The organism is Streptomyces sp. A0592 (assembly GCF_004795115.1).
Taxonomy (GTDB): Bacteria; Actinomycetota; Actinomycetes; order Streptomycetales; family Streptomycetaceae; genus Streptomyces; species Streptomyces erythrochromogenes.
Window position 1 is genome coordinate 13,950 of the sequence record NZ_SSBM01000018.1, and the last position, 18,019, is coordinate 31,968.

The window sequence follows — 18,019 nt, forward strand, 5'->3', positions numbered from 1 at the left end:
CGAAAGCGATCCGTATGGATACCCAAAGTGACTGTTTGTGCAGGTGGGAGAGGTACATTGCGAAAGGAGGGGCGAAGAAGACACAAGAAGGAGCGCGGCGCATGAGCACCACCGGCACCACCGGCACCGGAACCACCACCGGTACGACCGCCACGACCGTCGATGTCGACCGCAGCGACGCGGACTACCGCACCTGGCTGAAAGAGGCCGTGCGCAAGGTCCAGGCCGACGCGAACCGCTCGGCGGACACGCACCTGCTGAAGTTCCCGCTCCCCGAGGCGTGGGGCATCGACCTGTACCTCAAGGACGAGTCCACGCACCCGACGGGCTCCCTCAAGCACCGCCTCGCGCGCTCGCTGTTCCTCTACGCCCTCTGCAACGGCTGGGTCCGGCCGGGCCGCCCCGTCATCGAGGCCTCCTCCGGCTCGACCGCCGTCTCCGAGGCGTACTTCGCCAAGCTGATCGGTGTCCCGTTCATCGCCGTCATGCCGCGCACGACCAGCCCGGAGAAGTGTCGCCTGATCGAGTTCCACGGCGGCGAATGCCACTTCGTGGACGACCCGATGAAGATGTACGAGGAGTCGGCGGAGCTCGCCGCCCGCACCGGCGGGCACTACATGGACCAGTTCACGTACGCGGAGCGGGCCACGGACTGGCGCGGCAACAACAACATCGCGGAATCGATGTACCAGCAGCTCAAGCTGGAGCGATTCCCCGAGCCCGCCTGGATCGTGGCGACCGCCGGCACCGGCGGCACCTCGGCGACCATCGCGCGCTACGTGCACTACATGCAGCACGACACCCGCATCTGCGTCCCGGACCCGGAGAACTCCTGCTTCTTCGAGGGCTGGACCCGCAACGACCCCGACGCGAGCAGCGATTGCGGCTCGCGCATCGAGGGCATCGGCCGCCCGCGGATGGAACCGAGCTTCGTGCCCGGCGCCATCGACCGGATGATGAAGGTCCCGGACGCGGCGAGCGTCGCCGCGTGCCGCGCGCTGGAGACGGCCATAGGGCGCAAGGCGGGCGGCTCGACCGGCACCGGCCTGTGGAGCGCCCTGAAGATCGTCTCGGAGATGGTGGCGGAGGGCCGTACCGGAAGCGTCGTCACCCTGCTGTGCGACCCGGGCGACCGCTACCTGGACAAGTACTACTCCGACGAGTGGGTGGCCGCGCAGGGGCTCGACCTCGCCCCGTACGCGAAGACCCTCGACACGCTGCTGACGACCGGCGTCTGGCGCGAACCGACCGCCTGAGGCAGGGGCCGGGACGCTGCCCCCGCATGCCGTTCACCCGAGGGTGACGGTGACAGGGCAGCGCGGACCACCTGCCGGCCTATGCCCGCCTCGCCGCGGTCAACGGCCCCTCGCACGACGGGCGCCGAGGCGGGTGTCCAGGGTGCGGACCGCCGTGCGGAAGGAGTGGCCCAGGCCCGGGCGGGCCACGGTCAGAGCCAGGCGGAACACGGCCGGGCCGTCCGCGGCGAAGGTCCAGCGGACGTGCGTGCCCGAGCCGGCCGGAGTCAGCCGCCACTCCTCCAACAGGGCCCGCACCCCGGGGGCGTTGGTGGTGTCGACCCGGTACGCGTAACGCTTCTCGGGATCCGCGGCCATGATCGTCTCCTGCATGCGCACCCCGCCCAGCAGCTTGATATCGCGGCCGCCCCCGCCGTACGTGGGGCGGGCCAGCGTCACCGCCCTGAACCAGCCGGGCCAGCCCTCCACTTCCTCGGCGAGCGCCTGGTACACGGCCTCGGGCGGCGCTGCGGCCTCGGCGGCGAACACCAGCCGGACGGGCGCGTCGTCGATGAAGTCCATCCCCACCGGGCGGAGTCGGCGAGCCATGGCGGTACCTCCTGGGCGGTGATCCGGACGGACGTGCGCGTCACCATAACCGCGCGCCCGCGAGATGTCCGCCGCGATCCGCGGGTGTTTTTCCGCGCCGGACGCCGCGTACGACGGCTCGTGCGCCGTACGCCCCGGTTTCCGCCGGTGGTTCCCCCGTACGGGGCCTGGGCAGCGCCCCCGCCGCGCGGGATCCTGGAGCAGCGCCGATCCCCACGCGAGCGGAGGCCTGCGTGCCCGACCGCCCCCACACCGACCCGCCCCTCGCCCTCGAACTCCTCGTCCACGGCGTCGCCGGAGCATCCCCGGCCGAGCTGCTCGGCGACCCGCGCACGGTCCGCATCACCGGCGACTCCACGGCGGCCGTGTTCCGCCGCACCGACGACGCCGACGCCGAATCCCACCCGGAGCGGTACGCCGGACTGCCCGTCCCCGAGGCCTACTGCTGGTCCCGGCTCACCTCCGGCAACGGCGCCCGCGCCCTGTGGCTGCTGCTCCTGCCCTTCATGGTGGTCAACCTCGCTCACTGGGCCCGGCCGGCCGCCTCCGCCGGGCCCGCCGCCGACCCCGCGCCGCGCGCGGTACGCACGTACGGGGTCCTCGTACGGGTCCTCGCGCTCAGCCTGACCGTCCTGCTGATCGCGGCCGCCTGCGAGGTCGCGCTCGACCTCGTCGCCTGGCAGTGCGCGGGCTCCGCGACCTGCACCGCTCCCGGCTCCCGGCTCGGCTTCCTCGCACCCGACGGCGGCGGCTGGTGGTCCCGGCCCGGGCGCCGACTCGCCCTCGGCGCCCTCGTCCCCACCGCACTGACCGGGCTGCTCTGGTACCTGTCGAACCGCACCTGGAGCGCCTACGAATCCCAGCCGCCGCCCGCCGGCGCCGCCGACCCGGACACCGCCTCCGACACCGCGCCCGCGCTCGGCCGCCCCGGATTCTGGTACGGGCGCCGCATCGTGGCCCGGCTCCGGGCCGCGCACACCGCGGCCGGGCTGCTCACCGTGGCGGTGGCGGTCTCCGCGCCCACCGCCGCCCACGACCGGAGGACCGCGGCCACCGCCCCCGCCCTCGAAGCCCTCGGGTGGATCACCCAGGCCCTCCTGGCCGCCGGGGCCGTCACCGTCGCCTGGGTCGTCTGCCGGCGCGGCCGCAGCGAGGACCGCCCCGACCACCGCCTCGACCGGGCCGCCGTCAGCCTGCTCCCCGGCGCCGCCCTCGCCCTGCTCGCCGCCGTCCTCCTGCACGCCTGCTGGTCACGTCCGGGCTGGACCTCCGCCGGGCGGCTCCCCGGCGACTTCGCCTTCGGCGTGATCATGCTCGGCCAGGGCCTCTGCGCGCTCGCCCTCGCCGTCGTCGCCCGCTACCTGCACCGCAGGGCCCCCGATCCGGCGGCCGCCCTGCGCGGCCTCGGCGGCCCCGCCGTCGCCATGCTCGGCTGCGCCCTCGGCGGCGTGATGTCGGGCGGGGTCGCCCAGCGCGTCGCCGACTGGATGGACGGCGGAGCCACCCCCGGGATGGCGGGCGCGCCGCTGCCCGGGCCGCCCGTCCTGCTGTCCTGGCAGGCCGCCGTCCTGCCCCCGCTGCTCCTCGTACTGGCGCTGCTCGCCGCCTGGTTCGCGGTGCGCGCGGCCCGCACCCGGCGGCGTCTCGCCACGGCCGTCGCCGCCGAATACCCGGGCGAGAGCCCGGACCGGGCGCGCAGCCGCCGCATCGCCGGGGCGCGGACGGCCGCCGCGCTCACCGACTCCGCGCCCTGGTTCGTCGCGGCCGTCTCCGGGATCACCCTGGTGCTCGGCGCGGGCGCACTGGCCGGGGCCTGGCTCAGCGGGCAGGTCCCGGGCGAGGCCGCCCGAGGGGCCCCACCGCTGCTGGAGGCCGCCGCCCGCGCCGCCCAGGACGCCGGTTCCTGGCTCATCGGCCTCGGCATCGCCCTCTTCGTCGCCTGGGGCCGCCGCGCCTACCGGGACCCGGCCGCCCGGCGGACCATAGGGATCCTCTGGGACGTCGGCACCTTCTGGCCGCGCGCCGCCCACCCCTTCGCACCGCCCTGCTACGCCGAGCGCGCCGTCCCCGACCTGACCTGGCGGATGGCCGGCTGGACCGGCCGCACCGGCGGCCGGCTGGTGATCTCGGGCCACTCGCAGGGCAGCGTGCTCGCCGCGGCGGCCGTCTGGCAACTGCCGCCGCCCGTCCGCCGCCGCGTCGCGCTGCTCACGTACGGATCCCCGCTCGCCCGCCTCTACGGCCGCTGGTTCCCCGCCTACTTCGGCCCGGGTCCGCTGGCCGCCCTGCACCGCGACGTCGACTGCTGGCGCAACCTCTGGCGGGCCACCGACCCCATCGGCGGGCCCGCGCTACCCGGCCCCGACTCACCGGAGGTGGACCGCGGCCCGCTCGCCGACCCGCTCGCCTACGGACGCAACGCCCGCCACCCGCTGCCCGCGCCGATCCTCGGCCACGCCGACTACCAGGCGGACCCGGCCTTCGCCGCCGAACGCGCCGCCCTGCTCGCCCGGCTGGAGACCGCGGCCCGGGCCGAGGTGCCCGCCCAGCGCCCCGGCGTCAGCAAGGGGCGGGCAGCGCCGGCAGATCCGCCGGGAACAGCAGGGTGAGCTCGTCCGTGCTCGGCTCCGACAGCTGGGCCACCCGCCCCGCGTGCCGCTCCACCATCGATTCGAAGGTCTGGCGCGCGGTGCGGCCGTTGCCGAAGGCGGGACCCTTGGGAAGCTCGGTGAAGTACGTCAGCAGCGCCTCGGCGGTGCCCTCCCCGAGGCGGTACTCGTGCTCCTCCGCCTGCTGCTCCACGATCCGCAGCAGTTCCCCGGGGCCGTAGTCGCCGAAGGCGATGGTCCGCGAGAACCGCGAGGCCACACCCGGGTTGACGGTCAGGAAGCGCTCCATCTCGGCCGTGTATCCGGCGACGATCACCACCACCGCGTCCCGGTGGTCCTCCATCAGCTTCACCAGCGTGTCGATCGCCTCGCGCCCGAAGTCCCGGCCCGAGTCCTCGGGTGCCAGCGCGTACGCCTCGTCGATGAACAGCACCCCGCCGCGCGCCCGCTCGAAGGCCTCCTGCGTACGGATCGCCGTGGACCCGATGTGCTCGCCCACCAGGTCCACGCGGGACACCTCGACCAGGTGCCCGCGCTCCAGCACCCCGAGGGAGGCGAGGATCTCGCCGTACAGCCGGGCGACCGTCGTCTTGCCGGTGCCGGGGGAGCCGGTGAAGACCAGGTGGCGGCGCACCGAGGCGGCCTTGAGGCCGGCCTGCTGCCGCCGCCGGCCCACCTCGATCATGTCGGTGAGCGCCCGCACCTCGCGCTTGACGCTGTCCAGGCCCACGAGCCCGTCGAGCTGCCCCAGCACCGCCCCCGACGCCCGTGCGTCCGCCGCGGCAGCGGCGGCGCCCCCCGGATCCGCGGGCCGCGGTACGGACGCCCGGGCGGCCGGGGCCGGCTGCGCCTCGGCCGTCCGCGCCGCCGTGACCGTACGGACCCCGGTCTGCGCGCCGGCGAAGCCGCCGCCCGGGGCGGGCTGGGCCGCCTGCCGCGGCCCCGACCCGTCGCCGGTGCACTCCTCGACGATCGGGCCGTCCTCCGGGAACTCGTAGCCGCCGCGGGCGCAGCGCTCCGTGTGGCAGCGGGCCAGTGTGGTGCGGCAGCCGTCGAGTACGTGGAAGCCGAAACCGGAACTGTCCGTCACCCGGCAGGCCGTGAAGGTGCCGCGGCCGCCCGCCGACACGTAGAAGCCGGCCTCGGCGGGGGAGGTGACCGTGCAGCGCTCCAGAGCGGGGTCGGCGCCCTTGGTGACGATCACCCCGGTCTGCACGGCGTCGATGGTGCAGCCGGCGAGGGTGCCGCCGCTGCCGTGGTCGCGGAACCAGGCCCCGGTGCCCGCCTCGCGGATGCGGCAGTCGTCGAGCCGCGCGGTGGCCCCGTCGCTCACGGAGACCGCGGTGTTGCGGACCTGGGACAGGTCGCTGTCGGTGACCTCGACGGCCGACCCCCGGTCCAGCACGAAGAGTGCGTCGGGCACGTCGTGCACCCGGCAGGAGTCCAGCGAGGCGGTGGCCCCGTCGCTGACCCAAACCGCCGGATAGTCGCCCGTGCTGTCGTGGATCTCGCAGGACTCGGCGTCCACCCGGGTGCCCGGGTCCCACACGGACAGGCCGTTGCGCCCGAACCGCCGCACCGAGGTGCGGCTGAGGGTGAGCACCGAGCGCGACCTGAGGTCGACCGCGTTCTCCGGGATGTCGTGGATGTCGCACCCGGCCAGGGTGAGCACGGCGTCGGTGTCGAGCGTGACCCCGTCGGCCGTGGTGCGGTGCACCGCGCAGTCGGTGAGGCGTGCGGCGGCGCGTGCGGCGATCTGCACCCCGGCGCCCCTGACCTCGTACACCTCGCAGCCCAGGGCCTCCAGGCCCGATCCCTCGCCGGTGACCGCGATGCCCGCGCCCGTGGAGTGGTGGACGCGGCAGCGCTCCAGCCGGGGCCGGCCGCCGCCGCGGACCGAGAACCCGGTCTGTCCCGAGGCCACGACCTCGCACTCCTCGAACACCCCGCCGCCGCCGTCCAGTACGGCGATGCCGACGCCGGCCGGGTTCTCCACGGTGCAGCGGCGCACCAGGGGCCGCGCGCCGGGGCCGCGCACCTCGATGCCGGCCGCCGAGTGGGTGCTGACGCGCAGGTCGGTGAGCTCGGGGGAGCCGTCCTCCACCAGCAGGGCCGGCGCCGCCCGGTCCTGGCCCTCCAGATACAGGTCCTGCACCACGGCCGAGGCGCGCAGGGTCAGCGCGACGCCGTCGAGCGGCGCGATCCGCACCGAACCCGACCCGTCCTCGGGCCCGCGCAGGGTGACGGCGTGGTGCAGCACCAGGTTCTCCCGGTAGGTGCCCGGGGCGATGGACAGCACGTCACCGTCGCCCGCGACGGCGAGCGCGGCGGTCAGCGTCGGATATTCACCGGAGCGGCGCCGCCACCGCGAAGATCCGCCGTGCGTCACCTGGACCGTGCCCTGAACCATGGTGCTGTCGTGCCCCCACCCTCGTGCTCGCGCTGCCGATGCGGCCGGAGCCGCTGATGTCCGAGGCCACTCAAGTGGCTGCTGCCACAGGAGCGACCGGTCCGGCGGCTCCACCGTAGCGCGCGCGGAGCGGATGAGCTGCCAGGTCAGCCACCTGCGTCCGCCCGGCCCCAGTCCGGCCCGGCCGCCGCCCACGCCCGGTCCAGACGTATGTACCGACGATGCATGAGCCGTCGTACGACCAGGCGGCGGACCGTCACGGCCATGACGGCCACCCCGGCAGCGGCGGCCAGGCCCGCCGTCCCCGCGTGGAAGGAGGCGGCCGACGGGTCGAGCGGCTGTCCCACCAGACGCCCCCGTGCGTCGGTCCATATGCGGAACCGGTCGCCGGGGTGGGGCGGTTCCTCCGCAGCCGGCACCGTGCCCTCGTGGCTGCTGCCGTCGGGCGCGGTCCACGAGGCGACGATCTGCGTGCGCCGGGGGGTCGTCCCCTGTGCCGACGGATCGGCGGGCGCCTCCTCGGTCGGGGCCGGGGCGGGCCGGACCACCACGGCCGGGACGAGATGCCGCTCCTGCCGCTGTTCGTACGCGGCCTGCTGGAGCGTGCCGTCCACGCGCAGGCCCGCCACCCAGCCGACGGCCGGAGCCACCACCACGACGCACACCAGCGCGGCGAACGCCACCCACGCCTCGAAGAGATCGGTCGGTCGGCGCAGCGGATTGCGCCGCCAGCGCCACACACCCATTGCTGTCCGCACGGTCCGGCTCCCCCTACTTGCGCCAGTCTCCGTCTGTCTGCGCGCCCACGCCTTCCGCATGCCCCGGGGGACGCGTTCCGGGACGCACGAGACATGTGCCACCCGATCCGGAACCGGTCGTCCGGTGTCACTGCCGGTGCGGGTACCCACCTGTTCTGACTGCTCCAACGGCCTGGTCACGCCGGTTGGTTCCAGCTCGGGGGCGGAGCCCCCCGAAGGTGTCATTCCTGTGGTCCGGTCGCCACCCCGGGGCGACCCGTCATGCGAGGACGCGGACCTCGTCGCCGACGCGCAGGGTGCCCAGCCGCAGGGGCACCAGCAGTCGCCCGAAGGCCAGCGACTTGCCGATCCGCCGGTGCCGGGCCAGGGTCTTCAGCGGTTCCCGGCCCCGCTCGGCCGTCCGCTGGTCGGTGGTGGTGATGACGCACCGGCCGCATTCCTTCGCGCCGCGGAAGAGGGCGTCACCGATCGCGATGCGCTGCCAGCCGTCCTCCGCCCAGGCCTCGGCCCCCGAGACCACCACGTTGGGACGGAAGCGGTCCATGGGCAGCGGACCCTCCTCGGGATGGTCCCCCTGAGCGATCAGCGAGTTGAGCGCGTCCAGCGAGGCGAGCGTGGTGAGCAGCAGGGGGAAGCCGTCGGCCAGGCTCACCGTCTCCCCCGGCAGTGCGTAGTCGGGATCCACCGGACGACGTACGGCCGGGTCGTCCAAGTGCACCAGCCGAACCGGAGCCCCGAGGAACGTGCTGAACCAGTCGGCCGCGGCCCTCGCCGCGACCACGGTCTCGACCTTTTTCCCGAAGAGCGACACCGGCTCCAGCGGACCCGGCTCGGGCGCCTCCACGACCAGCTCCGCCATGTCGGGAGCGGTCACCGCGATCCGGTCGCCGCCCAGCGGGCGCGCCGAAGCCAAGGCCAGGCGGGCATGGCGGCGTTGGGTCAGGACCGTGCCCTCGGGGTCGATCAGGGCCCACCGCCGGTCCCCGGACAGGCCCCAGGGCTCCACGGCCACCTCGTCGGGAGCGGTCCCCGCTACGGACTTGACGGGGTGGACGTGGAGCGCCTGAACGTGCAACTTCGACATGGGGGCATACTGCCAGCCCGCTCCGCCTTCCCGGCGCGCGCGAGGGGCCCGGTCAGTAGCCGCGTCCCTGGTAGGGGCGGCCGTAGGGATCCTCGTACGAGGCGCCCGCCACCGGAGCCGGCACCTGCATGGGGCGCGGCGCGGCCGGACGCATCGCCTCGTAGCCGGTGGCCATGGCCGCCGGACGGGGCTGCTGCGGCTGGGGCTGCGGCATGTACCCGGCGCGGGCCGCGACCGGCTGCTGCTGCGGAATGTAGGGAGCGGGCGCGTTCTGCAGCGGCATCGGCTGCTGGGCGGCCTGCTGCTGGTACGGGTACCCGTATGCCGGAGCCTGCTGCTGAGGGGTGGCAGGCGGCAGTGCGGGCAGGGCCGACGGGAGGGCCGGCAGGTACCCACCGCTCGAATAACCCGCGCTCGGGGACTCGTAGGCGGCCGGGACGCGGATCGGGGCGATCTGCGGAGTGCCGCGTTCGGCGACGAGGGAGTCGTAGATGGGGGTGTCCGGGAAGGAGGGCGCGGAGTAGTAACCGCCGCCATAAGTGGAGCGGGGGGAGGTCATGAGACATAAGTTAAGCCCACGAATTCACCGGGTCCATAGCGAGGGGCCGTCAACACCGCGCTGACCTGCATATTCGCAGGTCAGAGCCACAGCTTTCACTTGGCGTTCACGTGCACGATTTCGCCACTTCCATCCCATCTTGGTCCAACTCGTACCCACCGGTTGCGCGTTGCACCGACTTCTTGCTGACGCAGCGTCACAATGCGGTGACCTCGGATGACGCGGGTCCGGGAGGCGGTTCGTCGTTTCAGGCGTCGCTGGGGCGGGCATAGGTTCGGCCCTTCCACGACGCGCCCCGCCCGCGGTAGTGCTGGACGGCCGAATCGACGGTCATCAGGAGGTACAGCAGCGCCGTGAACGGAAGCAGCGGCGCGAGCGCCGCGGACCGGCGGTAGTAGCGCAGCATCGGCAGGTAGGTGCCGGCCATCAGCAGCCAGGCGAGGCCGCCGGCCCACGCGGCGGCGGGGTGCCCGGTGGCGAGGCCCGCCAGGAGGGCGGCCGGGGGCACCAGGTAGACCAGCGCCAGCCCGGCGACCGTCCCGGCCAGCAGCAGGGGCTGGTGGCGCAGTTGGGCGTACGCGCTGCGCGAGACCATCCGCCACAGGTCCGCGAGCGTCGGGTAGGGGCGGATGCTGTCCACCCGCTCCGCGAGCCCCAGCCAGATCCGGCCGCCGGAGTCCTGGACCGCGCGGGCCAGGGAGACGTCGTCGATGACGGCCTGGCGGATCCGGTCGGGGACCCCCGCCCGCACGGCGGCACCGGTGCGCACCAGGACGCAGCCGCCCGCGGCCGCGGCGGTTCGCGCGGAGGGCCGGTTGATCCGGCGGAAGGGGTAGAGCTGGGCGAAGAAGTACACGAAGGCCGGTACGACGAGCCGCTCCCACAGGCCGACGACGCGGAGCCGGGCCATCTGCGAGACGAGGTCGAGGTCGGCGGAGGTCGCGGCGGAGACCAGTTCGCGCAGACTGTCCGGTTCGTGCGCGATATCGGCGTCGGTGAGCAGGAGGAAGTCGGGTTCGGTGGCGTGCGCGGTACGGGCCACGGAGATCCCGTGGCGCAGGGCCCACAGCTTGCCGGTCCAGCCCGGGGCGGGGTCGCCGGGGGAGACGACGGTGAGCGGGAGCCCCGGCTGCTCGGCGGCGATCCGGAGGGCGAGGGCACCGGTGCCGTCCGTGCTGCCGTCGTCGACGAGGACGACCTCGGCCTCACCGGGGTAGTCCTGGGCGATGAGCGAGGGCAGGCTCAGGGGCAGCACCTCGGCCTCGTCCCGGGCGGGTACGACGATCGCCACGGACGGCCAGCGGGCGGGGGCGGATCGTGCGGGGAGCCGGACGTCGGTACGCCAGAACATGCCTTGGGCGAAGGTGAGCCAGAGCCAAGCGGCGAGGGAGGTGAACGACGCGGCGGTGGCGATGGTGAGGAGGCCCATGGCGGCAGTGTCCCGCGCCGCCGGCGGCCTGTCGCGCATCCGCCCGGCCCCCGGTGCGGCGCCCCTCCCGGGGGGTGGACGGGTGCGCTTGTGCCGGGCCCCGGCAGCGGATCGGAGCTGCGGGCGGGCGCGGGCGGGCGCGGGCGGGCGCGGGCCGGTACGACGCGGCGGCCGGCGGCCCGGTGCGGTCCGGGCGGGGCTCCCGCAGGCGGATGCGGCGCGTGGGTGGTCGGCCGTGGGTGCACGCGGCGCCGCCCGGCGCGGGCGGCAGCCGGCGAACGCGGCGGGCGGGCGAAATGCTGCCGGCCGGCCGGGGCGTGGGTGGTCCCGCCGGGCGGCCCGGGTGTGCGCAGGCGGTCGCCGCGGCACGCGGGGCGGGGACAGCTGCCTCGCGGGCGGTGCGAGGTCCGCGGGGGTGCAGGCGGCCGTACGCGCACAGGCCGGTTGTCGCGGCTGCGCGTTGCTGTCGGCGGGCGCTTCGGTGGGCGGGTGCGACGGCGCCCGGGTGCGACGCGACGTGCGCGCGCCGGGTCCGCACGGGGCGGGCGCGCTGGTGGGCGGGGCTCGGGTCGCTGGGGTGGTGTGCCGTGGCCGGCCTGCTGCGGCGGTTCTCGGATGTGGGGCGGCCGCAGGCGGCACGCGGGGGTGCGCGCACCCCCGCCGTACGGGGGCCCCGTCGGCGGCGTGCGGGGGTGGGATGCAGCCGGTGCCGGGTCCGGCCGGAGCCGGGGTCGACTAAGGTGGCCGGGTGAAGATCGCGCTCATGGACTCCGGAATCGGCCTCCTCGCGGCGGCCGCGGCGGTGCGGCGGCTGCGGCCGGACGCGGATCTGGTCCTCTCCTCCGACCCCGACGGAATGCCCTGGGGCCCGCGGACCCCCGACGACCTCACCGGGCGGGCGCTGGCCGTGGCCCGGGCCGCCGCCGCGCACCGCCCCGACGCGCTGATCGTGGCCTGCAACACCGCCACCGTGCACGCCCTGGACGCCGTACGGGCAGAACTGGAGCCGGCCATCCCGGTCATCGGGACCGTACCGGCGATCAAGCCGGCCGCGGCGGCCGGCGGCCGGATGGCCATCTGGGCCACCCCCGCCACCACCGGCAGCCCCTACCAGCGCGGGCTGATCCGCGACTTCGCCACCGGCGCCCAGGTCACCGAAGTGCCCTGCCCGGGGCTCGCCGACGCGGTGGAGGCGGCCGACGACGCCGCCGTGACCGCGGCCGTCGCCGCGGCCGCCGCGCTGACCCCGGCCGACGTCACCGACGTCGTGCTCGGCTGCACCCACTACGAGCTGACCGGAGCTCCCATCCGGGCCGCCCTGGCCGCGCGCACCGGGGGAGCGGACCTGGTCTACTACGGCTCCGCCGAGCCCGTGGCCCTCCAGGCGCTGCGTCGCCTCGGCGTCACCGCCGACCCCGGCCTGCCCCGCACGGGCGGGCTGACCGTCCTGCACAGCGGCCGTGAGGCGGCCCTGCCCGCCGCCGCGTTCGCGTACGCGGAGGGCCGACTGCTGTCGGGCCAGGGCGCGCCGGTCGGCTGACGCCCGCCCAGGCGTCGTCCGGCCCGCCGCGCGAACCGCCGCCGGTCACGCTGCCACCAGGACCTGGCCACGACGCACTCGGCCCTGCCCCGCCCGCCCTACCTCATCCATCGCGAGACGAACCGTCTTGCGTGCCGCCCTGAGGCGCGTTATGTTTCTCCATGTGACGAGACGAACCGTCTCGTCTTATGCCTCTGAAGGGAACCGCCCTTGCGCGCTCCACTCGCCTCCACCCAGATCGTCCTGTCCGAGGTCACCAAGAGCTGCGACACCCGCGTCGTCCTGGACCGGGTCAGCTGCACGGTCCGGCCCGGCGAGCGGGTCGGCGTCGTCGGCGACAACGGCTCCGGCAAGTCCACCCTGCTCCGGCTCCTCGCCGGACGGGAGCGCCCCGACCATGGCGAGGTCACCGTCACCGCCCCCGGCGGCACCGGGCACCTCGCGCAGACCCTCGACCTCCCGCCGGACGCCCGCGTCGGCGAGGCCGTCGACCTCGCCCTCGCCGACCTGCGCGCCCTCGAACGCCGGATCCGCGCCGCGGAAGCCCTCCTGCACCGGGCCGGCCCCGAGGAGCTCGCCGCCTACGGAGACCTCCTCGCCGCATACGAGGCACGCGGCGGCCGCGACGCCCGCCGACGGGTCGCGACCACCCTGCGCCGTCTCGGAGAGCGCGCCGACCTCGACCCCGACCGCCGGCTCGGCACCCTGTCCGGCGGCCGGCGCTCCCGGCTCGCCCTCGCCGCCGTCCTGGCCGCCGGGCCGGAACTGCTGCTGCTCGACGAGCCGACCAACGACCTCGACGACGAGGCCGTCGCCTGGCTGGAGGAGCACCTGCGGGCGCATCGCGGAACCCTCGTGGCCGTCACCCACGACCGGCTCTTCCTCGACCGGGTCACGACCGCCGTCCTGGAGGTCGACGCGGACCGCCGGACGGTGCGCCGCTTCGGCAACGGCTACGGCGGGTTCCTGGCCGGCCGGGCCGCCGAACGGGCCCGCCGGGAGAGGGAGTACGAGGAATGGCGTGAGGAGGTGCGCAGCGCCGAGCGGCTGGCCGACACCAACATCGGCCGGTTCGCCGCGGTCCCGCGCAAGCTGCCGCGGGGCTTCAGCGGGGCCGGCGCCTTCCGCGCCCGGTCACGCACCCACGGCGCCGCGAGCCGCATCCGCGCCGCCCGCGAACGCCTGCACCGGCTGACCGAGAACCCCGTCCCGCCGCCCCCGCGGCCGCTCACTTTCACCGGGCGGTTCACCGAAGGCGCCGCCGGCGCCGCCGCGGCCGTGGAACTGGCCGGCGCAGCGGTGCCGGGACGGCTCGAACCGGTCACCCTGGAACTCGCACCGGGGGAGCGGCTGCTGGTCACCGGGCCCAACGGCGCTGGCAAATCGACCCTGTTGCACCTGCTGGCAAGTGAACTGCAGCCCGTTCAGGGCCTCGTGAGGACGCCTGAGCGCGTGGGGCTGCTGCGGCAGGACGACCCCTGGGCGGGCGAACCCCGCTCGGCCGTCGAGCTGTTCGGGCAGGAGCACGCCGACCGGTTCGTCGCCGGGCTCGGCCTGCTGGCCCCGGCCGACCTGACCCGGCCGGTGCGCACCCTCTCGGCCGGCCAGCGCCGGAAGCTGGAGCTGGCCCGGCTGGTGGCGCGCCCCCTGGACCTGCTCCTGCTGGACGAACCGACGAACCACCTGGCCCCGGCCGTCGTGGAGGAACTGGAGGCGGCCCTGGCCCACTTCGGCGGGACCCTCGTCGTGGTCACCCACGACCGGCGGCTGCGCGCGGGATTCCGCGGCCGCCGCCTGGACCTTCAGCGGGAGCCGGCCGCCACGAGCCGCTGAGCCAGTGCGCGCAGGTCCTCCGCGTCCAGGGCCCGCTCACCGAACCCGGGCAGCGGCACGTGGAGCGTGGCCGTCCAGTGCGCGGGCACCGCGCCCTGCCCGTACCGCGCGCCGGCCAGGGCGCCCGTCACCGCGGCCACCGTGTCCGTGTCCCCGCCCAGGTCCACGGCGGCCCGTACGGCCTCGGCGAACCCCGTGGTGGTCCGCAGCGCCCACGCCGCCGAGCCGAGGCAGGGCCACACCGCCCCGTTGAACTCGGTGGCCAGGCCGGGGTGCCAGTCGGGGGCGAGTACCCGTCCGTACCGCTCGCGGTGGTCCGGGTGCACCGCGTCGAGCGCGGCCGGGAGGGCTGCGAGCGGATCGGCGCCGTCCAGGGCGACCCGGACGAGCTCGTGCAGGATCGCGGTCCCCTCCCAGGCGGCCCGGTCTCCGTGGGTCAGCGCCGCGATCCGCCGAGCGGCGTCCATGGTCGCCTCCCGTCCGGCGGCGGAGAAGTACACGGCCGAGGTGGCGGCCCGCATCAGGGAACCGTTGCCTGCCGCCCGGGCGTTGATCTGGAAGTGCACAGCCGCCGCGAGGTCCCAGGGCTGGCCGTTGGTCAGTACGTCCTCTGTCTGGAGGCCGATGTCCTTCGGGTGCCCGGCCGCCCACCGCTGGAACCGCCGGAAGATGTCGGGGAGTTCGAGGCCGCCCTCCTCCAGCAGCGACTCGGCGACGAGGACGGCCATCTGCGTGTCGTCCGTCGCCTCGCCCGGATCCCAGCCGCCACCGCCGAGCATCTCCGCGCCCCGCGCGCTCAGCTGCCCCGCCGGCCCGAACTCGTAGGGGGCGCCGAGAGCGTCGCCCGCCGCCGACCCGAGCACGGCGCCCACCGCCCGGTCGAGCCGGGTGGGCGCGCTCACCGCGCCTCCCCGGCGCATACGGCGGCCAGCAGGCCGCGGGCGAAGCGGTCCAGGTCGTCCAGGCCGGCGGCGGCCAGGGTGTCCGGTGCGCCGGTGAGCAGGTGGGGGACGGCGCCGTGCAGGGCGAGGGTCAGGGCCCGGGCCGGCTCCGGTCCGGCCGGGAGCCCGGCCGCGCGCAGCAGGTGCGCGTACGCGGCGAAGTCCCCCGCGGCGATCGGGTCCAGCAACGCGGCCAGCCACGGCCGCCGCGTCCCCTCGGTCTGGAGCTCCAGGTAGGCCAGGACGCGGGATCGACCGGGCCCCGCCACGTTGCGCAGCAGCCCGGCGAGCAGTGCCGCGAGCTGCTCCGTGTCGGCGGGCCCCGGCCCGGCCCCCGCCAGGGACGAGGCCAGCGCCCGGTACTGCTCCAGGCAGCGCTCGGCCACCGCCCGCAGCAGCGCGTCCCGTGTGGGGAAGTAGTTCTTGGCCGTGCCCGTCGGCACCTCGGCGGCCGCGTCGACGGCTCGGTGCGTCAGCCCGCGCCCGCCCGACTCCGCCAGTACGGCGACGGCCGCGTCCCGCAGCCGGTCCCTCCGGTCGTGATTCACGTTGCCAGCATAACCACAACCGTGGTACCACAGATGTAGTACCACGGTCGTGGTGGTCGTGGTCGTGGTCGGTGCGGGCGGAGGAGTGGGCCATGAGCGGCGGGAGCGTGACCATGGACGGAACCGGGGCATCGAGCGGGCGGGAAGCGGGCACGGCCGTCGTCGCCGGGGCCGGGATCGGCGGGCTCGCCACCGCCATAGGCCTGCGCCGTGCGGGCTGGACGGTGACCGTCCTGGAGCGGCGGGCCGGCCCCGAACGCTACGGAACCGCCTTCGGCATCCACCCGACCGCACAGACCGCGCTCGACCGCCTGGGCCTCGGCGACGCGCTGCGGGCGCACGCGGTGCCGTACCGGCACGCCCGCATCCGGCGACCCGACGGCACCGTCCTCGCTTCCCTCCCGCTGAGCCGGATCGAGCGCCGGGCGGGCCGGCCGGAACTGCTCATCGCCCGGCCGCACCTCATCGACGCCCTGCTGGCCGAGCTCGACCGGCTCGGCGGCACGCGGATCGCGTACGGGCAGCCCCTGACCGACCCGGGCGCCGTCGACGCCGACCTGGTCGTCGGCGCGGACGGCATCAGCAGCGTGGTGCGCACGACGTACTTCGGCAGCCGCAGCGGCCCACACCCGATCGGCACCGTCGCCTGGATCGGCATCGCCGGATTCGAGACCGGGCTGTACGGCGAAACCTGGGGCGAGGGCCGCTTCTTCGGCATGACCCCCGTCGAGCCCGGCCGCACCAACTGGTACGCCACCGTGCCCTCGGCCACCACCGCGCGCGACGTGCGGGACGCCTTCGCCGACTGGCACGACCCGATCCCGCGCGTCCTGGCCGCCACCGACCCCGGAACCTGGATCCGGTACGAGATGCGCCACCTCCACCCGGCGCTGCCCCGCTTCGTCGCCGACGGCCGGGTCGCCCTCGTCGGCGACGCCGCCCACGCCATGACGCCCAACCTCGGCCAGGGCGCCTGCACCGCCCTGCTCGACGCCGAGGCCCTGACCCGCGCCGTCACCGCCGGCGGGCCGGCCGGGCTGCCCGGCGCCCTCCGCGTGTACGACGCCGAGCGCCGCCGCAGCGCCCAGCGCGTCGCCTTCGGCTCCCGGAACCTGCACCGCTTCATGACCGCCCGCCGCCCGGCCCTGCGCGACGCGCTCCTGCGGATGCTCCCCGGCTGACACCCTCGGCCGGGTTCGCGCGCGTCGCGACGGGCCCCGCGGCGACCGGCGGCCGTAGTGTCGATTCCTCACCGAGGAGGATTCCTGATGCGACGCGTGACCTATGCGATGGGAGCCTCGCTCGACGGCTACATCGTCGGGCTGGACGGCGACTTCAACTGGACGGAGCCCGACGAGGAGGTCTTCCGCTTCTGGATCGAGGAGACCCGCAAGCTCGGCGTCCACCTGTTGGGGCGACGGCTCTACGAGACGATGCTGTACTGGGAGACCGCCGACCAGGACCCGTCGCTCGACGCCGCATCACTCGAATGGATCGAGGTCTGGAATCCGCTCCCGAAGGTGGTGTTCTCCAGCACCCTGACGGATGTCCAGGGCAACGCCCGGCTGGCCTCCGGCGGCCTGGCGGAGGAGATCGAGCGGCTGCGGGCCGAGCCCGGGGACGGCGACATCGCGATCGGCGGCGCGACGCTCGCCGCTGAGGCCGCCGCGCTGGGCCTGATCGACGAGTACCACGTCATGGTCCACCCGGTACTCGTCGGCGGCGGCATTCCGTTCTTCCCCCAGGACGGGCGCCGCGTCGATCTCGAACTCGTCGGGACCCGCACCTTCGGCTCGAAGGTCGTCCACCTCCGCTACCGGGTGGTGCGCTAGCTGGACCACCTTCCGCCGGGCGTTCGGGCGCGCGGCGGTGGTGGCCTGCCGGAACGTGGGTACGCTGCTACATATGACGGGTCACCCCCCTGGTCCGCTCTGGACGGGCCGGGCCTCCAACCCCCTGCAGTGGCTGCTCGCGGCGGCCGGTGCGGCCTGCGTGGCGCTCGGCATCGAGCTGGCCGTCGACAACGCGTGGAGCTCCGGCTTCGTTCCGCTCCTCATGGCGGTGACCGGCTGCCTGGCCGCCGGACTGCTGATGGTCTACGGCACCGTCGCCTTCGTGTACGTCGCCGTCACCATCGACGCCCAGGCCCTCGTGGTGCGGTGCGGCCACATAGGGCTCCCACGCCGCAGGATCGAGCTCGCGGACGTGGCCTCGGCCGAGTTCCTCCCCCGGATCACCCCGCAGCACTGGGGCGGCTGGGGCTGCCGCTGGCGCCCCGAGAAGGGCACCGCGGTGATCGTCCGGCGCGGCGAGGGCTTCGAGCTGAGGCTGGTGGACGGCAAGCTCTTCACGGTGACCGTCGACGACGCCGAGAACGCCGTCCGTGTCATCCGCGCCCACCTGCGCACCCTCGCCGGCTGAGACGGCCGGCGAACCGAGGCGCTTACCGGATCCGAGGGCGCGG

Annotated in this window: 15 protein-coding genes; 7 read left to right on the top strand and 8 right to left on the bottom strand. The window is 75.3% G+C overall.

Annotated features, from left to right (window positions below):
- Positions 1-101 precede the first annotated feature (101 nt).
- On the top strand, positions 102-1,256 hold the full coding sequence (locus E6U81_RS23980; protein ID WP_136232159.1) for a PLP-dependent cysteine synthase family protein: 1,155 nt from the start codon (positions 102-104) through the stop codon (positions 1,254-1,256).
- 99 nt (positions 1,257-1,355) lie between these two features.
- Here the strand turns inward: E6U81_RS23980 and E6U81_RS23985 are convergent, their stop codons facing one another.
- Positions 1,356-1,844, bottom strand: a complete 489-nt coding sequence (locus E6U81_RS23985) for an SRPBCC family protein (protein ID WP_136232160.1) — start codon at positions 1,842-1,844, stop codon at positions 1,356-1,358.
- 233 nt (positions 1,845-2,077) lie between these two features.
- Here E6U81_RS23985 and E6U81_RS23990 point away from each other — a divergent pair, with 233 nt between their 5' ends.
- Entirely contained in the window at positions 2,078-4,453 is a 2,376-nt protein-coding gene (locus tag E6U81_RS23990) for a hypothetical protein (RefSeq protein WP_240803984.1), read from the top strand.
- On the opposite strand, the gene E6U81_RS23995 is transcribed toward E6U81_RS23990, so the two are convergent.
- The 5 genes from E6U81_RS23995 to E6U81_RS24015 form a co-directional block, all read right to left on the bottom strand.
- Positions 4,404-6,863: a right-handed parallel beta-helix repeat-containing protein gene (locus tag E6U81_RS23995; RefSeq protein ID WP_136232161.1), complete on the bottom strand. Its 2,460-nt coding sequence runs from the start codon at positions 6,861-6,863 to the stop codon at positions 4,404-4,406. The genes E6U81_RS23990 and E6U81_RS23995 overlap by 50 nt on opposite strands.
- 146 nt (positions 6,864-7,009) lie before the next feature.
- On the bottom strand, positions 7,010-7,621 hold the full coding sequence (locus tag E6U81_RS24000; protein WP_136232162.1) for a hypothetical protein: 612 nt from the start codon (positions 7,619-7,621) through the stop codon (positions 7,010-7,012).
- A 259-nt stretch (positions 7,622-7,880) separates the two neighbouring features.
- Positions 7,881-8,705, bottom strand: a complete 825-nt coding sequence (locus tag E6U81_RS24005) for an MOSC N-terminal beta barrel domain-containing protein (protein WP_136232163.1) — start codon at positions 8,703-8,705, stop codon at positions 7,881-7,883.
- Positions 8,706-8,757: 52 nt separating this feature from the next.
- Positions 8,758-9,264: a DUF6643 family protein gene (locus E6U81_RS24010; protein ID WP_136232164.1), complete on the bottom strand. Its 507-nt coding sequence runs from the start codon at positions 9,262-9,264 to the stop codon at positions 8,758-8,760.
- A 247-nt stretch (positions 9,265-9,511) separates the two neighbouring features.
- Complete coding sequence (locus E6U81_RS24015; RefSeq protein ID WP_136232165.1) at positions 9,512-10,693, bottom strand: glycosyltransferase; 1,182 nt, start codon at positions 10,691-10,693, stop codon at positions 9,512-9,514.
- Between the two features lie 748 nt (positions 10,694-11,441).
- On the opposite strand from E6U81_RS24015, the gene E6U81_RS24020 reads away from it, so the two are divergent.
- Entirely contained in the window at positions 11,442-12,233 is a 792-nt protein-coding gene (locus E6U81_RS24020) for an aspartate/glutamate racemase family protein (RefSeq protein ID WP_168714719.1), read from the top strand.
- 210 nt (positions 12,234-12,443) lie between these two features.
- The gene (locus tag E6U81_RS24025; protein WP_136232166.1) at positions 12,444-14,066 is read left to right on the top strand and encodes an ATP-binding cassette domain-containing protein; all 1,623 of its coding nucleotides are present in this window, start codon (positions 12,444-12,446) and stop codon (positions 14,064-14,066) included.
- Here the strand turns inward: E6U81_RS24025 and E6U81_RS24030 are convergent.
- Both E6U81_RS24030 and E6U81_RS24035 read right to left on the bottom strand, forming a co-directional pair.
- Entirely contained in the window at positions 14,036-14,968 is a 933-nt protein-coding gene (locus E6U81_RS24030) for an ADP-ribosylglycohydrolase family protein (protein WP_240803985.1), read from the bottom strand. The genes E6U81_RS24025 and E6U81_RS24030 overlap by 31 nt on opposite strands.
- Positions 14,965-15,555: a TetR family transcriptional regulator gene (locus E6U81_RS24035; RefSeq protein WP_136232168.1), complete on the bottom strand. Its 591-nt coding sequence runs from the start codon at positions 15,553-15,555 to the stop codon at positions 14,965-14,967. Before E6U81_RS24035 ends, E6U81_RS24030 begins: the two co-directional genes overlap by 4 nt.
- Before the next feature lie 113 nt (positions 15,556-15,668).
- Here E6U81_RS24035 and E6U81_RS24040 point away from each other — a divergent pair, with 113 nt between their 5' ends.
- The 3 genes from E6U81_RS24040 (at position 15,669) to E6U81_RS24050 (ending at position 17,976) form a co-directional block, all read left to right on the top strand.
- The gene (locus tag E6U81_RS24040; RefSeq protein WP_136232266.1) at positions 15,669-16,736 is read left to right on the top strand and encodes an NAD(P)/FAD-dependent oxidoreductase; all 1,068 of its coding nucleotides are present in this window, start codon (positions 15,669-15,671) and stop codon (positions 16,734-16,736) included.
- Positions 16,737-16,823: 87 nt separating this feature from the next.
- Complete coding sequence (locus tag E6U81_RS24045; RefSeq protein WP_136232169.1) at positions 16,824-17,387, top strand: dihydrofolate reductase family protein; 564 nt, start codon at positions 16,824-16,826, stop codon at positions 17,385-17,387.
- Between the two features lie 73 nt (positions 17,388-17,460).
- The gene (locus tag E6U81_RS24050; RefSeq protein ID WP_136232170.1) at positions 17,461-17,976 is read left to right on the top strand and encodes a hypothetical protein; all 516 of its coding nucleotides are present in this window, start codon (positions 17,461-17,463) and stop codon (positions 17,974-17,976) included.
- The last annotated feature ends 43 nt before the right edge of the window (positions 17,977-18,019 follow it).